This window comes from Ralstonia sp. 1138, from assembly GCF_040544795.1.
Lineage (GTDB): Bacteria > Pseudomonadota > Gammaproteobacteria > Burkholderiales > Burkholderiaceae > Ralstonia > Ralstonia flatus.
This window is the reverse complement of sequence record NZ_JBEPKQ010000003.1, coordinates 305189-321107: the sequence shown is the minus strand read 5'-3', so window position 1 is coordinate 321107 and position 15919 is coordinate 305189. Positions and strand designations below refer to the sequence as shown.

General features: G+C 65.4%; 18 protein-coding genes. 8 read left to right on the top strand and 10 right to left on the bottom strand.

Annotated features, from left to right (window positions below; translation table 11 throughout):
- Positions 1-34 precede the first annotated feature (34 nt).
- From ABIC76_RS14370 to ABIC76_RS14350, 5 genes are all read left to right on the top strand, one after another.
- Positions 35-307 carry a hypothetical protein gene (locus tag ABIC76_RS14370; protein WP_004631860.1) on the top strand — a complete coding sequence of 91 codons (273 nt, stop codon included), beginning with the start codon at positions 35-37 and terminating at the stop codon, positions 305-307.
- Positions 308-579: 272 nt separating this feature from the next.
- Complete coding sequence (locus tag ABIC76_RS14365; protein WP_354534380.1) at positions 580-1788, top strand: cyclic di-GMP phosphodiesterase; 1209 nt, start codon at positions 580-582, stop codon at positions 1786-1788.
- Positions 1770-3326: an ABC transporter permease/substrate-binding protein gene (locus ABIC76_RS14360; RefSeq protein ID WP_354534379.1), complete on the top strand. Its 1557-nt coding sequence runs from the start codon at positions 1770-1772 to the stop codon at positions 3324-3326. Before ABIC76_RS14365 ends, ABIC76_RS14360 begins: the two co-directional genes overlap by 19 nt.
- Before the next feature lie 70 nt (positions 3327-3396).
- Complete coding sequence (locus tag ABIC76_RS14355) at positions 3397-4164, top strand: sulfite exporter TauE/SafE family protein (protein WP_354534378.1); 768 nt, start codon at positions 3397-3399, stop codon at positions 4162-4164.
- Positions 4165-4331: 167 nt separating this feature from the next.
- On the top strand, positions 4332-4781 hold the full coding sequence (locus tag ABIC76_RS14350) for a hypothetical protein (protein ID WP_354534377.1): 450 nt from the start codon (positions 4332-4334) through the stop codon (positions 4779-4781).
- Positions 4782-4847: 66 nt separating this feature from the next.
- On the opposite strand, the gene ABIC76_RS14345 is transcribed toward ABIC76_RS14350, so the two are convergent.
- Complete coding sequence (locus tag ABIC76_RS14345) at positions 4848-6248, bottom strand: GntP family permease (protein ID WP_027680686.1); 1401 nt, start codon at positions 6246-6248, stop codon at positions 4848-4850.
- A 153-nt stretch (positions 6249-6401) separates the two neighbouring features.
- The gene (locus ABIC76_RS14340) at positions 6402-6758 is read right to left on the bottom strand and encodes a hypothetical protein (RefSeq protein ID WP_354534376.1); all 357 of its coding nucleotides are present in this window, start codon (positions 6756-6758) and stop codon (positions 6402-6404) included.
- A gap of 179 nt (positions 6759-6937) precedes the next feature.
- Here ABIC76_RS14340 and ABIC76_RS14335 point away from each other — a divergent pair, with 179 nt between their 5' ends.
- Positions 6938-8269, top strand: coding sequence for an MFS transporter (locus ABIC76_RS14335; RefSeq protein ID WP_102066687.1), 1332 nt, complete (start codon positions 6938-6940; stop codon positions 8267-8269).
- A 53-nt stretch (positions 8270-8322) separates the two neighbouring features.
- Here ABIC76_RS14335 and ABIC76_RS14330 read toward each other — a convergent pair whose 3' ends face one another.
- Positions 8323-9075: an oxidoreductase gene (locus tag ABIC76_RS14330; RefSeq protein WP_354534375.1), complete on the bottom strand. Its 753-nt coding sequence runs from the start codon at positions 9073-9075 to the stop codon at positions 8323-8325.
- Positions 9076-9386: 311 nt separating this feature from the next.
- Here ABIC76_RS14330 and ABIC76_RS14325 point away from each other — a divergent pair, with 311 nt between their 5' ends.
- Positions 9387-9671: an HU family DNA-binding protein gene (locus tag ABIC76_RS14325; protein ID WP_003272088.1), complete on the top strand. Its 285-nt coding sequence runs from the start codon at positions 9387-9389 to the stop codon at positions 9669-9671.
- 98 nt (positions 9672-9769) lie between these two features.
- Here ABIC76_RS14325 and ABIC76_RS14320 read toward each other — a convergent pair whose 3' ends face one another.
- The 7 genes from ABIC76_RS14320 to ABIC76_RS14290 all read right to left on the bottom strand — a co-directional run bounded on the left by ABIC76_RS14320 (position 9770) and on the right by ABIC76_RS14290 (position 15010).
- Complete coding sequence (locus ABIC76_RS14320; RefSeq protein ID WP_354534374.1) at positions 9770-10348, bottom strand: HutD/Ves family protein; 579 nt, start codon at positions 10346-10348, stop codon at positions 9770-9772.
- Positions 10345-11304, bottom strand: a complete 960-nt coding sequence (hutG, locus tag ABIC76_RS14315) for a formimidoylglutamase (RefSeq protein ID WP_354534373.1) — start codon at positions 11302-11304, stop codon at positions 10345-10347. Before hutG ends, ABIC76_RS14320 begins: the two co-directional genes overlap by 4 nt.
- Complete coding sequence (locus ABIC76_RS14310; RefSeq protein ID WP_102066690.1) at positions 11301-12101, bottom strand: amino acid ABC transporter ATP-binding protein; 801 nt, start codon at positions 12099-12101, stop codon at positions 11301-11303. Before ABIC76_RS14310 ends, hutG begins: the two co-directional genes overlap by 4 nt.
- Positions 12098-12766 (bottom strand): amino acid ABC transporter permease, encoded by a 669-nt coding sequence (locus tag ABIC76_RS14305; protein ID WP_354534372.1) that lies wholly within the window; start codon positions 12764-12766, stop codon positions 12098-12100. Before ABIC76_RS14305 ends, ABIC76_RS14310 begins: the two co-directional genes overlap by 4 nt.
- Positions 12767-12784: 18 nt before the next feature.
- Positions 12785-13549 carry a glutamine ABC transporter substrate-binding protein gene (locus ABIC76_RS14300; protein ID WP_102066692.1) on the bottom strand — a complete coding sequence of 255 codons (765 nt, stop codon included), beginning with the start codon at positions 13547-13549 and terminating at the stop codon, positions 12785-12787.
- Between the two features lie 59 nt (positions 13550-13608).
- A complete protein-coding gene (locus tag ABIC76_RS14295) occupies positions 13609-14379 on the bottom strand; it encodes an IclR family transcriptional regulator (protein ID WP_316864517.1) in 771 nt (256 codons plus the stop codon).
- 109 nt (positions 14380-14488) lie between these two features.
- Complete coding sequence (locus ABIC76_RS14290; RefSeq protein ID WP_354534371.1) at positions 14489-15010, bottom strand: hypothetical protein; 522 nt, start codon at positions 15008-15010, stop codon at positions 14489-14491.
- Positions 15011-15264: 254 nt separating this feature from the next.
- On the opposite strand from ABIC76_RS14290, the gene ABIC76_RS14285 reads away from it, so the two are divergent.
- Positions 15265-15816, top strand: a complete 552-nt coding sequence (locus tag ABIC76_RS14285; protein WP_102066695.1) for an ester cyclase — start codon at positions 15265-15267, stop codon at positions 15814-15816.
- The last annotated feature ends 103 nt before the right edge of the window (positions 15817-15919 follow it).

The window sequence follows — 15919 nt, the reverse complement described above, 5'->3', positions numbered from 1 at the left end:
CGGCAATGCTCACCCCCTTGTTGTGGAGTCCATCATGAAGACCAAGAACCTGATTCTCGCCTCGCTGATCGCTGTTGCCGCTGTTCCCGCCTTCGCTGCCGGCGTGCAAAACAAAGACCCGTACACCAACGGCCAAGCCGTGACCAAGGCGGATCCGTACACCGATGGCGCCCGCAAGGCAGACGTCTACACCGACGGCGCTGTGCGCAAGGCTGACCCGTACACCGATGGCGCCCTGCGCAAGGCCGATCCGTACACCGATGGCGCCCTGGTCGGCAAGGCTGACCCGTTCAGCGACGGCCAATAAGTCGTCGATCGGCTGTCCGTATCATCCTGTATCACTCTCCCTCCCCGATGCCGGAGCCCGCGTTGGCGCCGGTACCGGCTTACTGAAGCGGCCTTTGTGGCCGCTTTTTTTTCGCCTACACCCGCAGCGTTCACATGGCGAGCCCGGACTTTTCCCCCTCAAGGCCGCGGCCGCACGTCCGATAGAAGAGAATGCATTCGTTGGCGGGTAGCCTTCCCCTGGACCCGTTGCGCCATAACGCGCCCCGCCACGGCCGATCTCTGAACATCAACATGCGCAAGCGCATCGCTATCGAACACCTGCGGGTGGGCATGTACCTCGACGAATTCGTCGGCTCCTGGCTGGAACACCCGTTCTGGCGGGCCCGCTTTCGCGTGGAAGATGCTGCCCAATTGCAACGCCTGCGTGCCAGCGGCGTGCGCGAGGTGTGGATCGACACCACGCGCGGCACCGACGTGGCCGCCGCCAACGCGGCACCCCCCGCCCCGGAAATGCCGGCGCCGCCCGCCTGTTCGGCCGACGCCAGCATTGCGCCCCGCGCCATCACGCATGCGGAAGAAATGCGCCATGCCGCTCGCCTCATCTGCAAAGCCGAGGTGGCCGTGCAGGCCATGTTTGCCGATGCGCGCATGGGCCGCACGATCGAAGCGCGCGACGCATTGCCCTTGGTGGAAGCCATTTCAGGCTCCGTCGACCGCCACCCGAGCGCGCTGACAAGCCTGGTGCGCCTGAAAGCGAAAGACCGCTACACGTTTCTGCATTCCGTGGCGGTATGCGCGCTGATGGTGTCGCTGGGCCGTCAACTGGGGCTGTCCGATGACGAAGTGCGCGACGCCGGTCTTGCCGGGCTGCTGCACGACATCGGCAAGATCGCGATTCCGCCCGAGGTGTTGAACAAGCCAGGCGCCCTGACCGACGCTGAATTCCGCCACGTGATCGTCCACCCGCAGGCAGGGCACGACATCTTGGCCGGCGACCGCGGCATGCGCGACATCGCGCTCGACGTCTGCCTGCATCATCACGAGCGCATGGACGGCACCGGCTATCCGCACAAGCTTGCCGGCGAAGGCATCTCGCTGTTTGCGCGCATGGGCGCCATCTGCGACGTATACGACGCGGTCACGTCCGACCGTCCATACAAGAAAGCGTGGGAAGCCGCCTACGCCGTGCAGCGCATGGTCGAATGGCGCGGCAACCATTTCGACCCGATGGTGTTCAACGCCTTCGTCAAGAGCGTGGGCATCTATCCGGTGGGCTCGCTGGTGCGGCTGCGCTCGGGCCGGCTGGCGGTGGTCATGCAGCATGCGCCGGGCGCATTGCTCACGCCCACGGTCAAGGTATTCTTCTCGATATCGTCGGGCACGCGGATTGCGCCCGAACTCATCGACCTGGCGCACACCGGCGACCAGATCGTCTCGCGAGAAGAACCCCGCGACTGGGGCCTGACCGACCTCAACGAACTTTGGATACACGGCGACTGATCCGTCATCCCTTTCTCCGGCGCCTGCTGGCATGGCTTGCGCTGGGCTGGCTGGCGTGCAGCGCGTCGGCCTTCGCCGAACAACCCTTGCGGATCGGCTCCAAACGCTTCACCGAGTCGTACGTGCTGGGCGAAATCCTCACGCAGACGGCAAACCCGCGCGGCCCTGTCGAACACGTACCGGGCCTGGGCAACACTGCCATCGTCTTTGCCGCGCTCAAAAACGGCAGCATCGACGTCTACCCGGATTACCTCGGCACCATCGCCGCTGAAATCCTGCACCTGCCCGCCGAGCAGGCGGCCAATCCCGATCAAGCCGCGCTGCTGGCCGACGTCAACCGCGGCCTCGCGCCGATGGGCCTGGCGGCCGGCGTGCCGCTCGGCTTTGAAGACACCTACGCGCTGGCCATGCGCGACGCCGATGCCGAGCGCGAACAGCTCCGCACGCTGGCCGACCTTGCCACGCATCCGACGCTGCGGCTTGGCCTGTCGCACGAATTTCTCGGCCGTGCCGATGGCTGGCCGGCGATTGCGCAGCACTACAAACTGCCGCAGCGCCCCACTGGCCTCGACCACGGCGTTGCCTACGACGCCCTGCGCGCCAATCAGGTCGACGTGATCGACATCTACTCCACCGACGCGAAGATCCGCCGCGAACACCTGCGGGTGCTCGACGACCCTGCACACGTCTTTCCGCGCTACGACGCCGTGCTGCTGTATCGCGCCGACGTTGCGCAGCGGCATCCGGCGCAATGGCAGGCGATCAACACACTCGCCGGACGCATCCAGCGCGACGACATGGTGGCGATGAATGCCGCGGTCGAACTCGAAGGCCAGTCGTTCTCGCAAGCGGCGCGGCAGTTTCTCGCCGGGCACGGCGATGTGCCGGCAGCCACCCCGGCGCGCGCGTTCTTCAGCCGGCTGACGGACGGCCTGGGGCGGCTCACGCAGCGGCATCTCATGCTGGTCGGCATCTCCACCGGCGTTGCCGTGCTGCTGGGCGTGCCGCTGGGCCTGATGGCCGCGCGCCGCCGGATCAAGCAGCCGATTCTTGCGGTGGTGGGCGTGTTGCAGACGATTCCGTCGCTGGCGCTGCTGGCAATGCTTATCCCCATCGTCGGGTCGATTGGCGTAGTGCCGGCGCTGATTGCGCTGGCGGTCTATGCGCTGCTGCCCATCGTGCGCAACACGATCGTCGGGCTGGAGCAGGTGCCCGACGGCCTGCGCGATGCGGCGTTGGCGCTGGGGTTCACGCCGTCGCAACGCACGCGCGTGGTCGATCTGCCGCTGGCGCTGCCGGTCATCCTGGCCGGCGTCAAAACCGCCGCAGTCATCAGCGTCGGCACAGCGACCATTGCCGCGTTCATCGGCGCCGGCGGCTATGGCGAGCGCATCGCCACGGGGCTCGCGCTGAACGACAGCGCAACGCTGCTTGCGGGCGCCATCCCCGCAGCGGTGCTGGCGCTGCTGGTGCAGGCCGCGTTCGAGGTGGCCGAATGGTGGCTGCGCCGACACGGCAGCAGCAACGTGCAGCACTAGCGAGCACGCGCGCGGGCGTTCCAGTTCCATTAACATCGCGGTCATTCCAGCCGCGCAGCACGCCTCGCCTATGACCACGCTCCCGTTTTCCACCGCCCTGCTCGTCGCGGCGGCCGGCGTTTATGCCGGCGCCCAGAATGCCCTCGCGGGCGGCGGATCGTTCATCACGTTTCCGGCCTTGCTGCTGGCGGGGCTCAACCCGCTGGGCGCCAACATGACCTCGACGATCGCGCTGTTCCCCAGCCAGATCACCTCGTCGATTGCCGGGCGCAAACTGGCCGGCGGCGTCGATGCCGGCGAGCATCACCTCTCGCTCAAGCAGCTCATCGTCATCAGCCTGGTGGGCGGCGTGCTGGGCGCGCTGTTGCTGCTGGCGACACCGCCGTCGTTCTTCGCCAAGCTGGTGCCGTATCTCGTGCTGTTTGCGACGAGCGTGTTTGCGTGGGGCAGCTTCCGCCGCAAACCGCTGCATGCGGCATCGGGCATGTCGACCGCCGCGCTGGCGACCGCTCAATTTGCGATTGCGATTTACGGCGGCTACTTCGGTGGCGGCATCGGCTTCCTGATGCTCGCCGCGCTAACGGTGGCCGGCCAGCAGGTGCGCATGGCGGGCGCGACCAAGAACGTGCTCGCCATGACGATGAATGCATCGGCCGTGGCGGTGTTTGCATTCTCGCCGCAGGTGAACTGGGCGGCCGTGGTGGCACTGGGCATTGGCGGCATCGCGGGCGGATTTGCCGGCGCATGGCTGCTGCACCGGCTGCCGGAAAAAGTGCTGCGCGGCTTCGTCGTCATCGTCGGGATCATCCTGACGGTCTGGCTGTTCATGCGTGCCTGAATGCGGCGTCCGATGACGGCTTGACAGCGTTTGTCCGACAGGCGGTTCAGTCTGCGCCTACTGTCTGCCGGGCTGACCCTTTCCTATTGTGACGTTCGGGATGCACCCCGTGGCACGCGGCATGCGTGCCATGAAGGCGACCCTGTTTCACAACAAGGAGAACGAGCATGCAAGCACGCAAGATGTCGAGTCTGGCCGCAGCGATCGCCGTGGCCGCCTGTGCGTGGATCGGCGCGGCGCCCGCGCAGGCCCAGCAGAAGGATCACAGCGCAGTGACGGGTGTCGACAGCCAGATGGAAGGCCCGCGCACCCAGGTTCAGCGCAATGCCGATGCGGCTGCCAACCCCGGCTATCACAACAACGCGACCGGCGCGCAGCCGGAAGCCACGCCCGGCACGCTCAAGCAGAAAGTCCACCGCGCGCACGTGAAGACCGACAAGTGGGTCGACAAGCACGTCACGCACCGCCACGGCAAGGGGAAAGGTACGGCGACGGCGGAGTCGTCATCGGACCGCGCATTCTGGTCGCGTCGCGCCAGCCAGTGCGACTCGCTGGTGGGTGAAGCCCAGCGCGTCTGCCGCGAGCGTCGCTCCGACGCCGCCGGCAGCGGCCAATAACCGCAACCTGCCCATGAAAAAAGCCGACGTTTGCGCGTCGGCTTTTTCATTGCGGCAATGCCTGTGTCAGACGATGCCGGTGGCGTAGAACACGGCAATCACGAAGAACACCGCCAGCGTCTTGATGATCGTCACGCAGAACACATCGCGATACGCCTCGCGGTGCGTCAGGCCGGTGACGGCCAGCAGCGTAATCACGGCGCCATTGTGCGGCAGCGTGTCCATGCCGCCCGAGGCCATCGCCGCCACACGGTGCAGCACCTCCATCGGAATGCCCGTCGCCTGCGCTGCCTGCACGAACTGATCGGCCATTGCCGCCAGTGCAATGCTCATGCCGCCCGAGGCGGAACCGGTGATGCCTGCAAGCGTGCTCACCGTGACCGCCTCATTGACCAGTGGATTCGGAATCGCGCGCAGGCCATCGGCCAGCACCAGGAAACCCGGCAACGCGGCAATCACGCCACCGAAACCGTATTCCGACGCGGTGTTCATCGCGGCCAGCAGCGCGCCAGACACCGCCGCCTTGCTGCCTTCGGCAAAACGGTCCTTGACAGCGCGGAAGCCAAACACGAGCACCACGATGATGCCGATCAACAGCGCGGCCTCCACGGCCCAGATCGCGGTCAGCTTGTCGGCTTCAACGGTGAGCGGCTTGGGCAGGCCCGGCAATGCAACGGTCACGACCTTGCCGTACCACGTCGGAATCCAGCGCGTGAACAACAGGTTCATCACGCCCACGAGCACCAGCGGCGACAGCGCGACGAGCGGATGCGCGAGCACGCCGGTCTCGGCCGTCTCGGGCTCGTTCACCAGCTTCGTGAGGCCGTGATCATAACCGTGGCCATTGCGCAGCGCGACGCGGCGGCGCCATTCCAGGTACGCCATGCCCACCACGATGATGAACAGCGCGCCGATGGTACCCAGCCACGGCGCCGCCCACGACGTGGTGTGGAAAAACGTGGTCGGGATGATGTTCTGGATCTGCGGCGTGCCGGGCAGCGAATCCATCGTGAACGAAAACGCGCCCAGCGCGATGGTGCCCGGGATGAGGCGCTTGGGGATATTGCCCTGGCGGAACATCTCCGCCGCGAACGGGTACACCGCAAACACCACCACGAACAGCGACACACCGCCGTACGTCAGCAGCGCACACACCAGCACGATGGAAAGCATCGCCCGCTTGGCCCCCACCACACGGATGACCGACGCGACGATCGAGCGCGAAAAGCCCGACAGCTCGATCACCTTGCCGAACACGGCACCCAGCAGGAACACGGGGAAATACAGTTTGACGAAGCCGACCATCTTCTCCATGAAGATGCCGGAGAACACCGGCGCCACGGCCGATGGATCGGTCAGCAGCACCGCGCCCAGGGCGGCCAGTGGTGCAAACAGGATGACGCTGTAGCCGCGATACGCGGCGAACATCAGGAATGCCAGCGCAGCCAGCACGATGATGACGGACATCGACAATCTCCTCGTATGCTTTTCTTTTAAGAGCGAAGGATTGTATGTCGCGATGCAACAGATTCCGTTACGCAATCACGCGTATTGAACTGGCGGCGGAACTGGCGTTCATCGGCTCCAGATGGGCGTCTTCGTCACGTCGACGATGACGATTCAATGACGGTGCCCCCAGCCTCCGCCATGTCCCCAGCCGCGCCCGCCCCACCCGCGGCCGCCCCAGCCGCGATGGCAGCCCCAGCACCCGCCCCCGCCGATCCACACGCTGCCGAACACCGGCGCCGGGTAAACCGGTGCTGGGTAGTAGGCCGGCCCGTAGTAGTAATAAGGATCGTACGGATAGGACGGATACGCCGCCACCGGCGCAGGCGCCACGGCTGTCGGGGCGATCGGATTGCCGTAGGCGTCGTAATACGGCGCGACCACGCAGCCGCCTAGCAGGACCACCGCGCACGCGACCAGCGCGCCCGGCAGGATGGCGGCACGGCGGCCAGGTTGCGATGCGCGGTCCATGATGTGCTCCGTTGGATGCATGTGGATATGCGTTCGACAGTGTTTGGCCGGTTCAATTCCAAGGACTTCGCATACCGCAGCAGCGAATCGCTGCCGGATCACTTACCATGACCGCTTCGCCGCCCGCGCTGGGGAGAGATCGAGGCAGGCGATGCCCATAAACACTGGAGGACACATCCATGCAAGCCACGGCAGCGCCGACTCAAGGCGATCGGGCACCCGCACCGGCCATCTCTGCGGCCACCCGACGCAAGGCCATCATCGCCGCCACCATCGGCAACGGCCTCGAATGGTTCGACTTTACGGTCTACAGCTTTTTCGCCGTCATCATCGCCAAGCTGTTCTTCCCCACCGGCAATGACTTCACCTCGTTCATGCTGACGGTCGCCACGTTCGGCGTGGGTTTCTTCATGCGTCCGGTGGGCGCCGTCGTGCTCGGCATCTACGCCGACCGCGTCGGCCGCAAGGCTGCGCTCACGCTCACCATCATGCTGATGGCGATCGGCACGGCCATCATCGGCCTTGCACCGACGTACGCGCAAATCGGTATCGGCGCGCCCATCCTGATCGTGATCGCACGACTCATCCAGGGCTTCTCGGCCGGCGGTGAAGTCGGGGGCGCCACGGCGTTCCTGATCGAGTATTCACCGGACGAACGGCGCGGCTATTTCGCGAGCTGGCAGCAGGCAAGCCAGGGCATCTCGTTCATCCTGGGTGCCGCCATGGGCGCGATCGTCACGAACGGTTTGTCGCCGGAACAGATCGATGCGTGGGGCTGGCGCATTCCGTTCCTGTTCGGTCTGCTGATCGGGCCGGTGGGCATGTACATCCGCTCGCACCTGCACGAGCCGCCCGCCTTTGAAGCGCAGAAGGCGAAGGCCGCGAAGGAATCGCGCCTGGCACCGCTGTCGCAAGTGCTGCGCGATCATCCGCGCGAAGTGCTCGGCGGCCTCGGCGTGACGATTCTCTGGACGGTCTGCACGTACACGCTGGTGTTCTACATGCCGACGTATGCGAAGCAGCAACTGGGTCTGCCGCTGGGCGCGACGTTCCAGTCGACGGCGCTGTGCGGCGCGATCATCTTCGTGCTGTGCCCGCTCATGGGCACGCTGTCCGATCGCATCGGCCGCAAGCGCATGCTGGGCACGGTGGCGCTCGTCATCGCAGCTGCAGCGTATCCGCTCTTCCACTGGCTCAACGTCCATCCGACGGTACAGACGCTGCTGCAGGTGCAGGTGATCCTGGGTGTGTTGCTGGCGGCGTTCACGGGCCCGGCCCCCGCCGTGCTGGCCGAGCAGTTCCCGACGGCGGTGCGCTCCACCGGCCTGTCGATCTCGTACAACCTGGCGGTCACGATCTTCGGCGGTTTTGCCCCGCTGATCGTCACGTGGTTGATTGCGAGTTCCGGCAGCAAGCTCGCACCGTCGTACTACGTGATGGCCGCTGCCATCATCAGCGTGTTTGCGCTGTCGCTGATGCATGACCGCACGGGCAAGCCGATCGAAAAATAATCGCCTGAATGAAATAGAGTCAGGCGAAATAAGCTCGAACAACGGCCGGTGGATCACCCCACCGGCCGTTCGTCTTCTGCGGCCAGCAATGCCGCGTTCTCCAGCACCCGAACACCGGGCGCATCCACCCGCGCTGCCGTGACGAGCGCAGCTGCCACCGATTCCGCCGACACCGGCCGCCACGTCCGGGGCACCATCCATCCGATTGCACGCGACACGCCTTGCGCAACGCGTTCACCGGGCCGGAATTCTGCGCGTGTGCCCAGCAGCAGCGAAGGCCGCACCACCGTCACCGACGGAAAGCCGATCGACAGGATTTCTGCCTCCACCTCGCCCTTGCAGCGGTTGTAGAAAACGCGCGAGCGCGCATCGGCGCCCAACGCACTCACCAGCAGAAAATGATGCGCGCCAGCGGCAAACGCGCGCCGCGCCAGTTCCACCGGATACTCGACATCAACGCGCCGGAATGCCGCCTGGGAACCGGCCTGCCGGATGGTCGTGCCGAGCGCGCAGATGACGATATCGGCGGCAAACACAGGCTGCGTTTCAGGGGCGTCCAGGCGATCGAAGTCGACCACGCATTCGCGCAATCGACCGGGCGCCGCGTGCCCCGCTGTCAAGGCCCCGCGCCGGCGCACAAGGGCCGTCACGCTGCCAGCCCAAGGCTGCGCGACGAGCCGACGCACCACCGCACGGCCCACCAGTCCGTTGGCGCCGGCCACCAGAACGGACGGCCCGCGCGGCTGCTCCGGCGCTTCGCCGCTGGCCGCGAAGCCTTGTCCGACAGGCATTTGCGCACTCGACATGATGTTCTCCATGAAGTTGGCACAGGTGCTGGAACACAGTGTACGGCGTCCGGCGAACCGGTTCTTTGCCGTGCCGCCTGCGCGCTTTCGGTGCGTTCGTCACGTAAAGAACGCTGGCGGAAATGCAAACAAACCGTGTCGATATCAGGTGTTTCCCGGATGCCCGCCCGCAAACCCATACGGGGCAAGTGTCGGCTGCAAGCAACGACCCGCAAACCCTTGCAGTTAGGGGATGTGCAACCCTTCGCAACGGTGATATAAAACGGGTCGCAGTACAACGCTGTCCAACAAACCTGAAGTGGGGAACTGACATGACGACCAAATCCGAACTCGTAGCCGCCATTGCGAAAGACGCTGAACTGAGCAACGCCGCCGCCGAGCGCGCGCTGAACTCCGCGCTGGAAAACATCAAGAAGACCGTCGCCAAGGGCGGCACCATCACGCTGGTTGGCTTCGGTTCGTTCTCGTCGGGCAAGCGTGCAGCACGCACCGGCCGCAACCCGCGCACCGGCGAAGCCATCAAGATCCCGGCAACCAAGACCGTGAAGTTCACGGCTGGCAAGGGCTTCAAGGACGCCGTGAACAAGAAGAAGTAAGAGTCTTCTGCCGAGCCCGGCATGCGTGCCTGGCCGGGAGACTTGCAAGGGACCCTACGGGGTCCCTTTTCTTTTGGCGCGTTTGATCTGGCGCAACGTCAGCCGACCGGCCACAGGGCCACTACGTAACCGACCGAACCGACACGCGCGACAACCGTATCGGCATCGCCCTCTGTATCGAGCCAAGCCGCGGCGCCCTGCGGAACATCGTCAGCGCCGATCGACAACACGCCGTGCACGCAATACACCAGCCATTGCATGCCCGCATGCAAGCGCGGCAGTGAACGACGCTCACCGGCCGCCAGCGCGATGGCCTCAGCATGATGCGCCCAGGCGTCGCGCCGCGTCATCACGTTGAAATCCGACAGCGGTGCATCCAGCGTGGCATGCACATCGGCTTCACCGGGAAAGCGCGCGGGCGCTTCGCCGGGTGCCAGCGTCACCGCCTCGGCATCGGGGCGATGCATCGTCAGCCGGCCGCCCGCAATCACCGCCAGCGAACGGTCCATGCCGGCAAAACGCGAGAACGGCCCAGCCGCATCCACCTGCGCCGTGCTGACGCGCCAGTCGAAATTGTCGAGCGTGGCGCCAGCCGGCGCGATGGCGATTTCGGTCGTCACACCACCGCCGTTCTTCCACGGCATGCGGCGCATTGCATCTGCAGAAATCAGTTTCATGAACGGCGCAACAAGTGATACGCCAGACGCGCCGCCACACGCACGGTGCGGCGATCCTGGTCGTATTCGGGGTTGGTTTCGGCGATGTCCGCCACGCGCACCTTGCCAGTGGCGCAGACATGCTGCACGAGAGCTTCGAGCACCGGCAGCGTGATGCCGTAGGCCGCAGGCGCGGACACGCCAGGCGCCACGGCGGCGGCCAGCACATCCATGTCGATTGTGAGGTAGACGTGATCGGCATCAGCCAGCCATGCATCGAGATCGGCCATGCGCGCATCGAGGTGCCGCTCCTGCACGTGGGTGTCCTCAACGTAGTGCGCGTGCAGTGCGTCGGCGCGGTCGAACAACGCGGGCGTGTTCGACAGACGGCTGACACCGAGGCAGCAATACGTCAGGTCGATACCGTGTGCAGCACAGTCTTCGGCGATCTGGTCGAACGGCGTGCCGGAGTTGCCGGGCCGGCTCGTGCGCAGGTCGAAATGCGCATCGAAATTGACGACCGCAAGACGCCCGCGCCAGCCTTGCTTCTGCCAATGCTGGCGCAGGCCCTGGTACGTGCCGAACGCCACCTCGTGGCCGCCGCCGAGCACGACCGGCCGCGCACCGGCATCGAGCAGCGCGCACACGCTATTGCCAAGCGCCGCTTGCGCGCGTTCCAGATCGCCGTCGTCACACGTGACATCGCCTGCGTCCGCGAGCACCGACAGACCATGCGCGGGCACGTTGGCCAAGGCACGGCGGATTTCGCGCGGACCCTGCGCAGCACCGGCGCGGCCGTGGTTGCGCACGACGCCGGCATCGCACGCAAAACCGAGCAGCGCAGGCGCGCCGGACAATGTCGTCGCATCAGCCGATTGCACGACCTGGAACAGGCGCGTCACGTCACCGCGTTCACCGGTGTCGTCACGCCCCTGCCAGATGGAAGCATCGAACGTTGCAGCTTCAGTCATCGTCATGCGCGTGTCAGCACCGCTTGCAGGAACGAACGCGTGCGCGCTTCCTTGGGCTCGCCGAAGATGACCGACGGCGGCCCGGCTTCGACGATGCCGCCGCCGTCCATCACCACCACCACGTCGGCCACTTCGCGTGCGAAACCCATCTCGTGCGTGACGACCAGCATCGTCATGCCTTCCTTGGCGAGCAGCTTCATCACTTGCAGTACTTCGCCAACGAGTTCCGGATCAAGCGCGGAGGTCGGCTCGTCGAACAGCATCACCTTGGGCCGCATCGCCAGCGCGCGGGCAATGGCCACGCGCTGCTTCTGTCCGCCCGACAGACTTGCTGGCATCGCGTCGGCCTTGTGTGCCAAGCCCACTTTCTGCAGCAGCTCGCGCGCTTCCGTCTCTGCTTCGTGCTTCGACTTGCCGCTCAGCATGCGCGGGCCAACGGTGACGTTGTGCAGCACCGAAAGATGCGGGAACAGGTTGAACGACTGGAACACCATGCCGACCTGCTGCCGCAGCTGATTCAACTCGCCGTCGGGCAGCAGCTTGCCGTTGTCGATCAGGCGCTTGCCGCAGATGTCGATGGTGCCGCCTTCGGCTGTTTCGAGCCCGTTGCAGCAGCGCAGGAACGTGCTCTTGCCCGAGCCGCTGGGACCGATGACGACCACCACCTGCGAGGCGTCGACATCAAAGTCGATGCCCTTGAGCACGGTGTGATCGCCATACGATTTGGTGAGGCCGCGGATCTGGATCATGGGCACATCCAGCGCCGATTTGAGCGTTTGCAGGTTCGCATTCGTCATGTTCATTGCACCATGCCTCCCGCACGGATGTTGCGTTCAAGGCGGTGCAGCAGATAGCTGGCGGCACTCGTCAGCACCAGATACACCAGCGCAATCGCCAGGTACACCTCCAGCGAGCGATACGACACGCTGATGATCTTCTGCCCTTCGTGCATCAGGTCGTGAATCGTCAGCAGCGACACCAGCGCAGAGTTCTTGATCAGTGCGATGAACTCGTTGCCCAGCGGCGGAATCATCCGCACCACGGCCTGCGGCAGGATGATCGCGCGCATCGACTGCGCCAACGACATGCCGATCGAGCGCGCCGCCTCCATCTGCCCACGATCCACCGACTGGATCGCGCCGCGCACGATTTCCGACACATACGCGCCCGAATACACGCCCAGCCCCAGCACGCCGCACACAAACGCCGGCAGCAGGATGTCGAACTGCGGCAGCCCGAAGAACAGCAGGAAGAGTTGCACCAGCAGCGGCGTGCCACGGATGAACGTCACGTACACCGTGCAGATGCCGTAGATGAATCGGCGGCGCGGGTTCAGCCGCCCGATGCCGATCAGCAAGCCGAGCACGCAGCCGAGCACCAGCGCGGCGGCCGTCACCTCAACCGTGACGAGCGCACCGTGCAGGATGTCCGTCCAACCGGCCCAGACAGGAGAGAAATCCAGTTCCATCAGCGTGTCCGTCGGTCGTTACTTGGCAGCGGCGCCAAACCACTTCTTGACGATCTGGTCGTACGTGCCGTCGGCCTTGATCTTCTCCAGCGCGGCGTTCAGCGCCTTGGTCAGTTCCGGCTGATCGCGGCGCACGGCGATGCCGTATTCCTCGGTAGTCAGCGCAGGCTCAACCAGGCGCAGGCCCGGACGCGCCTTGACGTAATACGCGGCGGCGGGGCGACCCGTGACGGCGGCATCGGCGCGGCCGATTTCGACGAGGTTGAACATCTGCTCGTTCTTTTCGACTTCCACGCGCTCGACCTTCGGATAGTTTTCCTTCAGGTAGTTGACCGACTTGGTACCGACCTGCACGCTGACCTTCTTGCCGTTCAGATCCGCCGGCGTCTTGATGGCCGTGTTGCCTTGCTTGACCATCGCGACCAGGCCGCCGTGGTAGTACGGCACCGTGAAATCAACCACCTTCTTGCGCTCTTCCGTGATGTAGATGCCCGAGATGGCCACATCGAAGCGGCGCGAGATCAGGCCCGGCACGAGGCCCTTGAAGTCGATGTCCGTCCATTCGACCGGACGGCCCATGGTGCGGGCCAGCGCTTCGATCAGGTCCACATCAAAGCCGGTGCGCTTGCCGTTTTCGACAAACTCCATCGGCGCGAATGTCGCGTCGGTGGCGACGCGCAGCGGCTCCCCAGCAGCGTGCGCGGCGGTTGCGAAAGACGCCGCAGCGGACAACGCCACGGCACAAGCCAGCATCGAATGCATGAAACGACGACGATTCCCCATGAGTGGTCTCCTTGTGTGATGCGTGTGGGGTGAGAAAAAAGATCGGAAAAATCGAAAATTCAAAGGTCCTGCAGCCGTGCGGAAATGGACGCCGCCGCGGCAACGGTCATGTCGATCAGGCGCTGCTCCTTGCCGCGCACGCGCGTTGCTGGCGCCATCAGCGTGATGGAGCCGAGCGCGTGGCCGGGCAGCCGGAACACCGGCACGCTCACGCCCCAGACGCCGGGGTCGACCTCGCCTTCGGACAGCGCATAGCCCGCGGCGCGAATGTCGGAGAGTTCAGCTTGCAGTTGCGCCTGGGTGTCGGCATCGATGGCCAGCAGATCGGCGAGGATGGCGCGCGCCGCAGCGGGCGGCATGAAGGCGAGCAGCGACTTGGCGGAGGCGCCGGCCAGCAGCGGCACGCCGCGCCCTTTCTCGAACGAGCAGCGCAGCGACTGCTGGCTCTCGACCATCTCCAGGCAGACGGCCTGGTCCTTTACGGCCACGACAAGCCCCACCGATTCGCCCGACTCCGCCACCAGCTTGGCCATGCCGATGCGCGCTTCCTGCACGAGGTGCGAGGCGTGGTCGAAACCGAGTGCGAGCTGCAGGCTGATCGGGCCCGGGGCATAGGTGCCGGCCGATTCCAGCACGAAGCCCCAGCGCTTGAGCATCGCCACCTGGCGGTACAGCGTGCTCTGCGGCAGGCCGGTCAGTTCGACCAGCTCGCGCGCGGCAACCGGGCGGCCGTGGCGCGCGATGGTGGCGAGCACCATCAGCACGCGGTCCGATCCGCTCGTGGCGGCAGCGGATTGTGCTGGCGAAGGGGCCAACCCCGGCTCGGTCATCGCGAAACTCCGTCGAGTGATGTTGCAACGGAGAATGCGACGATTTTCTCAATCCATCAACGCGACATTCCCATTGAACGGGAAATCATCGCGAATTCGGTATTTACACCTAGGACGCATCGGTCACATTTCCGGCGCCTTCGTCCAGTCGCGTTTCCAGAAATGCGACGACGGCGTGGGCGGATGCCTCGCTGCGGCAGGTCGTCAGCGCGGCGTACAGCGGTGCGGCCAGGCCGTTGAGAAAGTCGATGGGCGCTTCCGGACCTTCGGCGAGATAGCGCTGCAACGCCGAGAAGGCGCCGGCCTGGCTTAGGCGCCAATCGGCAATCGAGGCCTGCCGCACGTGGCGTGGCGCAAACGGCGTGGACGACACCGGCTTGGGCGGCTTGGGCGCGGTTTTGATGGGCGCGCGGCTTGCGACATGGCCGTCGGCAATCAGGCGCGCGAGGTCTTCGGCGCGGTCTTCGATATCGGGGCCGGCGCTGCTCAACTGCGCCAGGATGTCCGCCGCGCAGCGCTCGCCATTGACCAGCAGCAGGATCGCCCGCTGCCGATGCGTGACGTGCCCGCTGCGCGTTTGCAGCTCCTGCGTGCCGCGCTCCGTGCGCGACAGGATATGGCTCAGGTCCACCGTCCCCTCCCTTGTTGTTTTGCGTCTGTTCGATGAGAGGCCAGTCTAGAAAAACCTGGCGCGGCGCGGACCATTTGAACGCAGCTCGGCGCGCGATACCGACTATCACGTGCGCTGGATTGCGTTCGCGGCGAGGAGCGGCGTGGCGATCGATCATCAAATCCGGATTGAAACCAGATCGACTCACAGGCCCTTTATCGTCTGCGATTGGAAATCTACAGTGCAGCGCATTGCCACCCCAACGGAGTTTGACCATGTTCATCCGCCCCGCCCTGCTTGCCGCCGCCGCGCTCACCCTGCCGATGGCGCTCGCAATTGCCCCTGCCGCCGCTGCGGCTGCGCCAACGTCCGATGCAGACCTCATCCGCCCGGACCACGTCGCCGCAGCGGACACGCCGCAGGCCGCGGCTGCCGTGCTCGCTGCGCGCCGCTACGCCACCTTCTGGCATACCGGCGATGCGCGCTATGCCACGGAAGCGCTGTCGCCTGCGTTTGTCGACCGCACACTGCCCGCCGGGCGCGTGCAGGGTACGCAAGGCCCACTCGATGCGTCCAAGGCGTTCCGCACGGCGGTACCGGACATGCGCGTGGAGATCGAAGACATGGTCGTCGCCGGCGACCGCGTCTCGGTTCACCTGCGCTTTCGCGGACACTTCACCGGCGAGTTCGGCCGCACGCACGGGCAGAACCAGCCGATCGACTTCCAGGCTTTCGACCTGTACCGCATTGCCGACGGCAAGATCGCCGAAAACTGGCACCTGGAAGACAACCAGACGCTGCTGCGGCAGATGGGCCTTCAACCGTAATCCACACGGCTTCATTAACGCCCATTAACAGCCCTGCTCCCTGCGCCCGCTATGCTTCGGCCCAGCTTGCAAACCGCTGATGCGGCTGCCCAAGCGTCAGAAG

What these genes read in the sequence shown, in the direction of transcription:
- ABIC76_RS14365 (WP_354534380.1), top strand. Translation starts at nt 580, where the DNA reads ATGCGCAAGCGCATCGCTATCGAACACCTGCGGGTGGGCATGTACCTC.
- ABIC76_RS14340 (WP_354534376.1), bottom strand. Translation starts at nt 6,758, where the DNA reads ATGGACCGCGCATCGCAACCTGGCCGCCGTGCCGCCATCCTGCCGGGC.
- ABIC76_RS14320 (WP_354534374.1), bottom strand. Translation starts at nt 10,348, where the DNA reads ATGAAACTGATTTCTGCAGATGCAATGCGCCGCATGCCGTGGAAGAAC.
- ABIC76_RS14305 (WP_354534372.1), bottom strand. Translation starts at nt 12,766, where the DNA reads ATGGAACTGGATTTCTCTCCTGTCTGGGCCGGTTGGACGGACATCCTG.
- ABIC76_RS14355 (WP_354534378.1), top strand. Translation starts at nt 3,397, where the DNA reads ATGACCACGCTCCCGTTTTCCACCGCCCTGCTCGTCGCGGCGGCCGGC.
- ABIC76_RS14310 (WP_102066690.1), bottom strand. Translation starts at nt 12,101, where the DNA reads ATGAACATGACGAATGCGAACCTGCAAACGCTCAAATCGGCGCTGGAT.
- ABIC76_RS14295 (WP_316864517.1), bottom strand. Translation starts at nt 14,379, where the DNA reads ATGACCGAGCCGGGGTTGGCCCCTTCGCCAGCACAATCCGCTGCCGCC.
- ABIC76_RS14350 (WP_354534377.1), top strand. Translation starts at nt 4,332, where the DNA reads ATGCAAGCACGCAAGATGTCGAGTCTGGCCGCAGCGATCGCCGTGGCC.
- ABIC76_RS14370 (WP_004631860.1), top strand. Translation starts at nt 35, where the DNA reads ATGAAGACCAAGAACCTGATTCTCGCCTCGCTGATCGCTGTTGCCGCT.
- ABIC76_RS14325 (WP_003272088.1), top strand. Translation starts at nt 9,387, where the DNA reads ATGACGACCAAATCCGAACTCGTAGCCGCCATTGCGAAAGACGCTGAA.
- ABIC76_RS14335 (WP_102066687.1), top strand. Translation starts at nt 6,938, where the DNA reads ATGCAAGCCACGGCAGCGCCGACTCAAGGCGATCGGGCACCCGCACCG.
- ABIC76_RS14285 (WP_102066695.1), top strand. Translation starts at nt 15,265, where the DNA reads ATGTTCATCCGCCCCGCCCTGCTTGCCGCCGCCGCGCTCACCCTGCCG.
- ABIC76_RS14300 (WP_102066692.1), bottom strand. Translation starts at nt 13,549, where the DNA reads ATGGGGAATCGTCGTCGTTTCATGCATTCGATGCTGGCTTGTGCCGTG.
- ABIC76_RS14330 (WP_354534375.1), bottom strand. Translation starts at nt 9,075, where the DNA reads ATGTCGAGTGCGCAAATGCCTGTCGGACAAGGCTTCGCGGCCAGCGGC.
- ABIC76_RS14345 (WP_027680686.1), bottom strand. Translation starts at nt 6,248, where the DNA reads ATGTCCGTCATCATCGTGCTGGCTGCGCTGGCATTCCTGATGTTCGCC.
- hutG (WP_354534373.1), bottom strand. Translation starts at nt 11,304, where the DNA reads ATGACGATGACTGAAGCTGCAACGTTCGATGCTTCCATCTGGCAGGGG.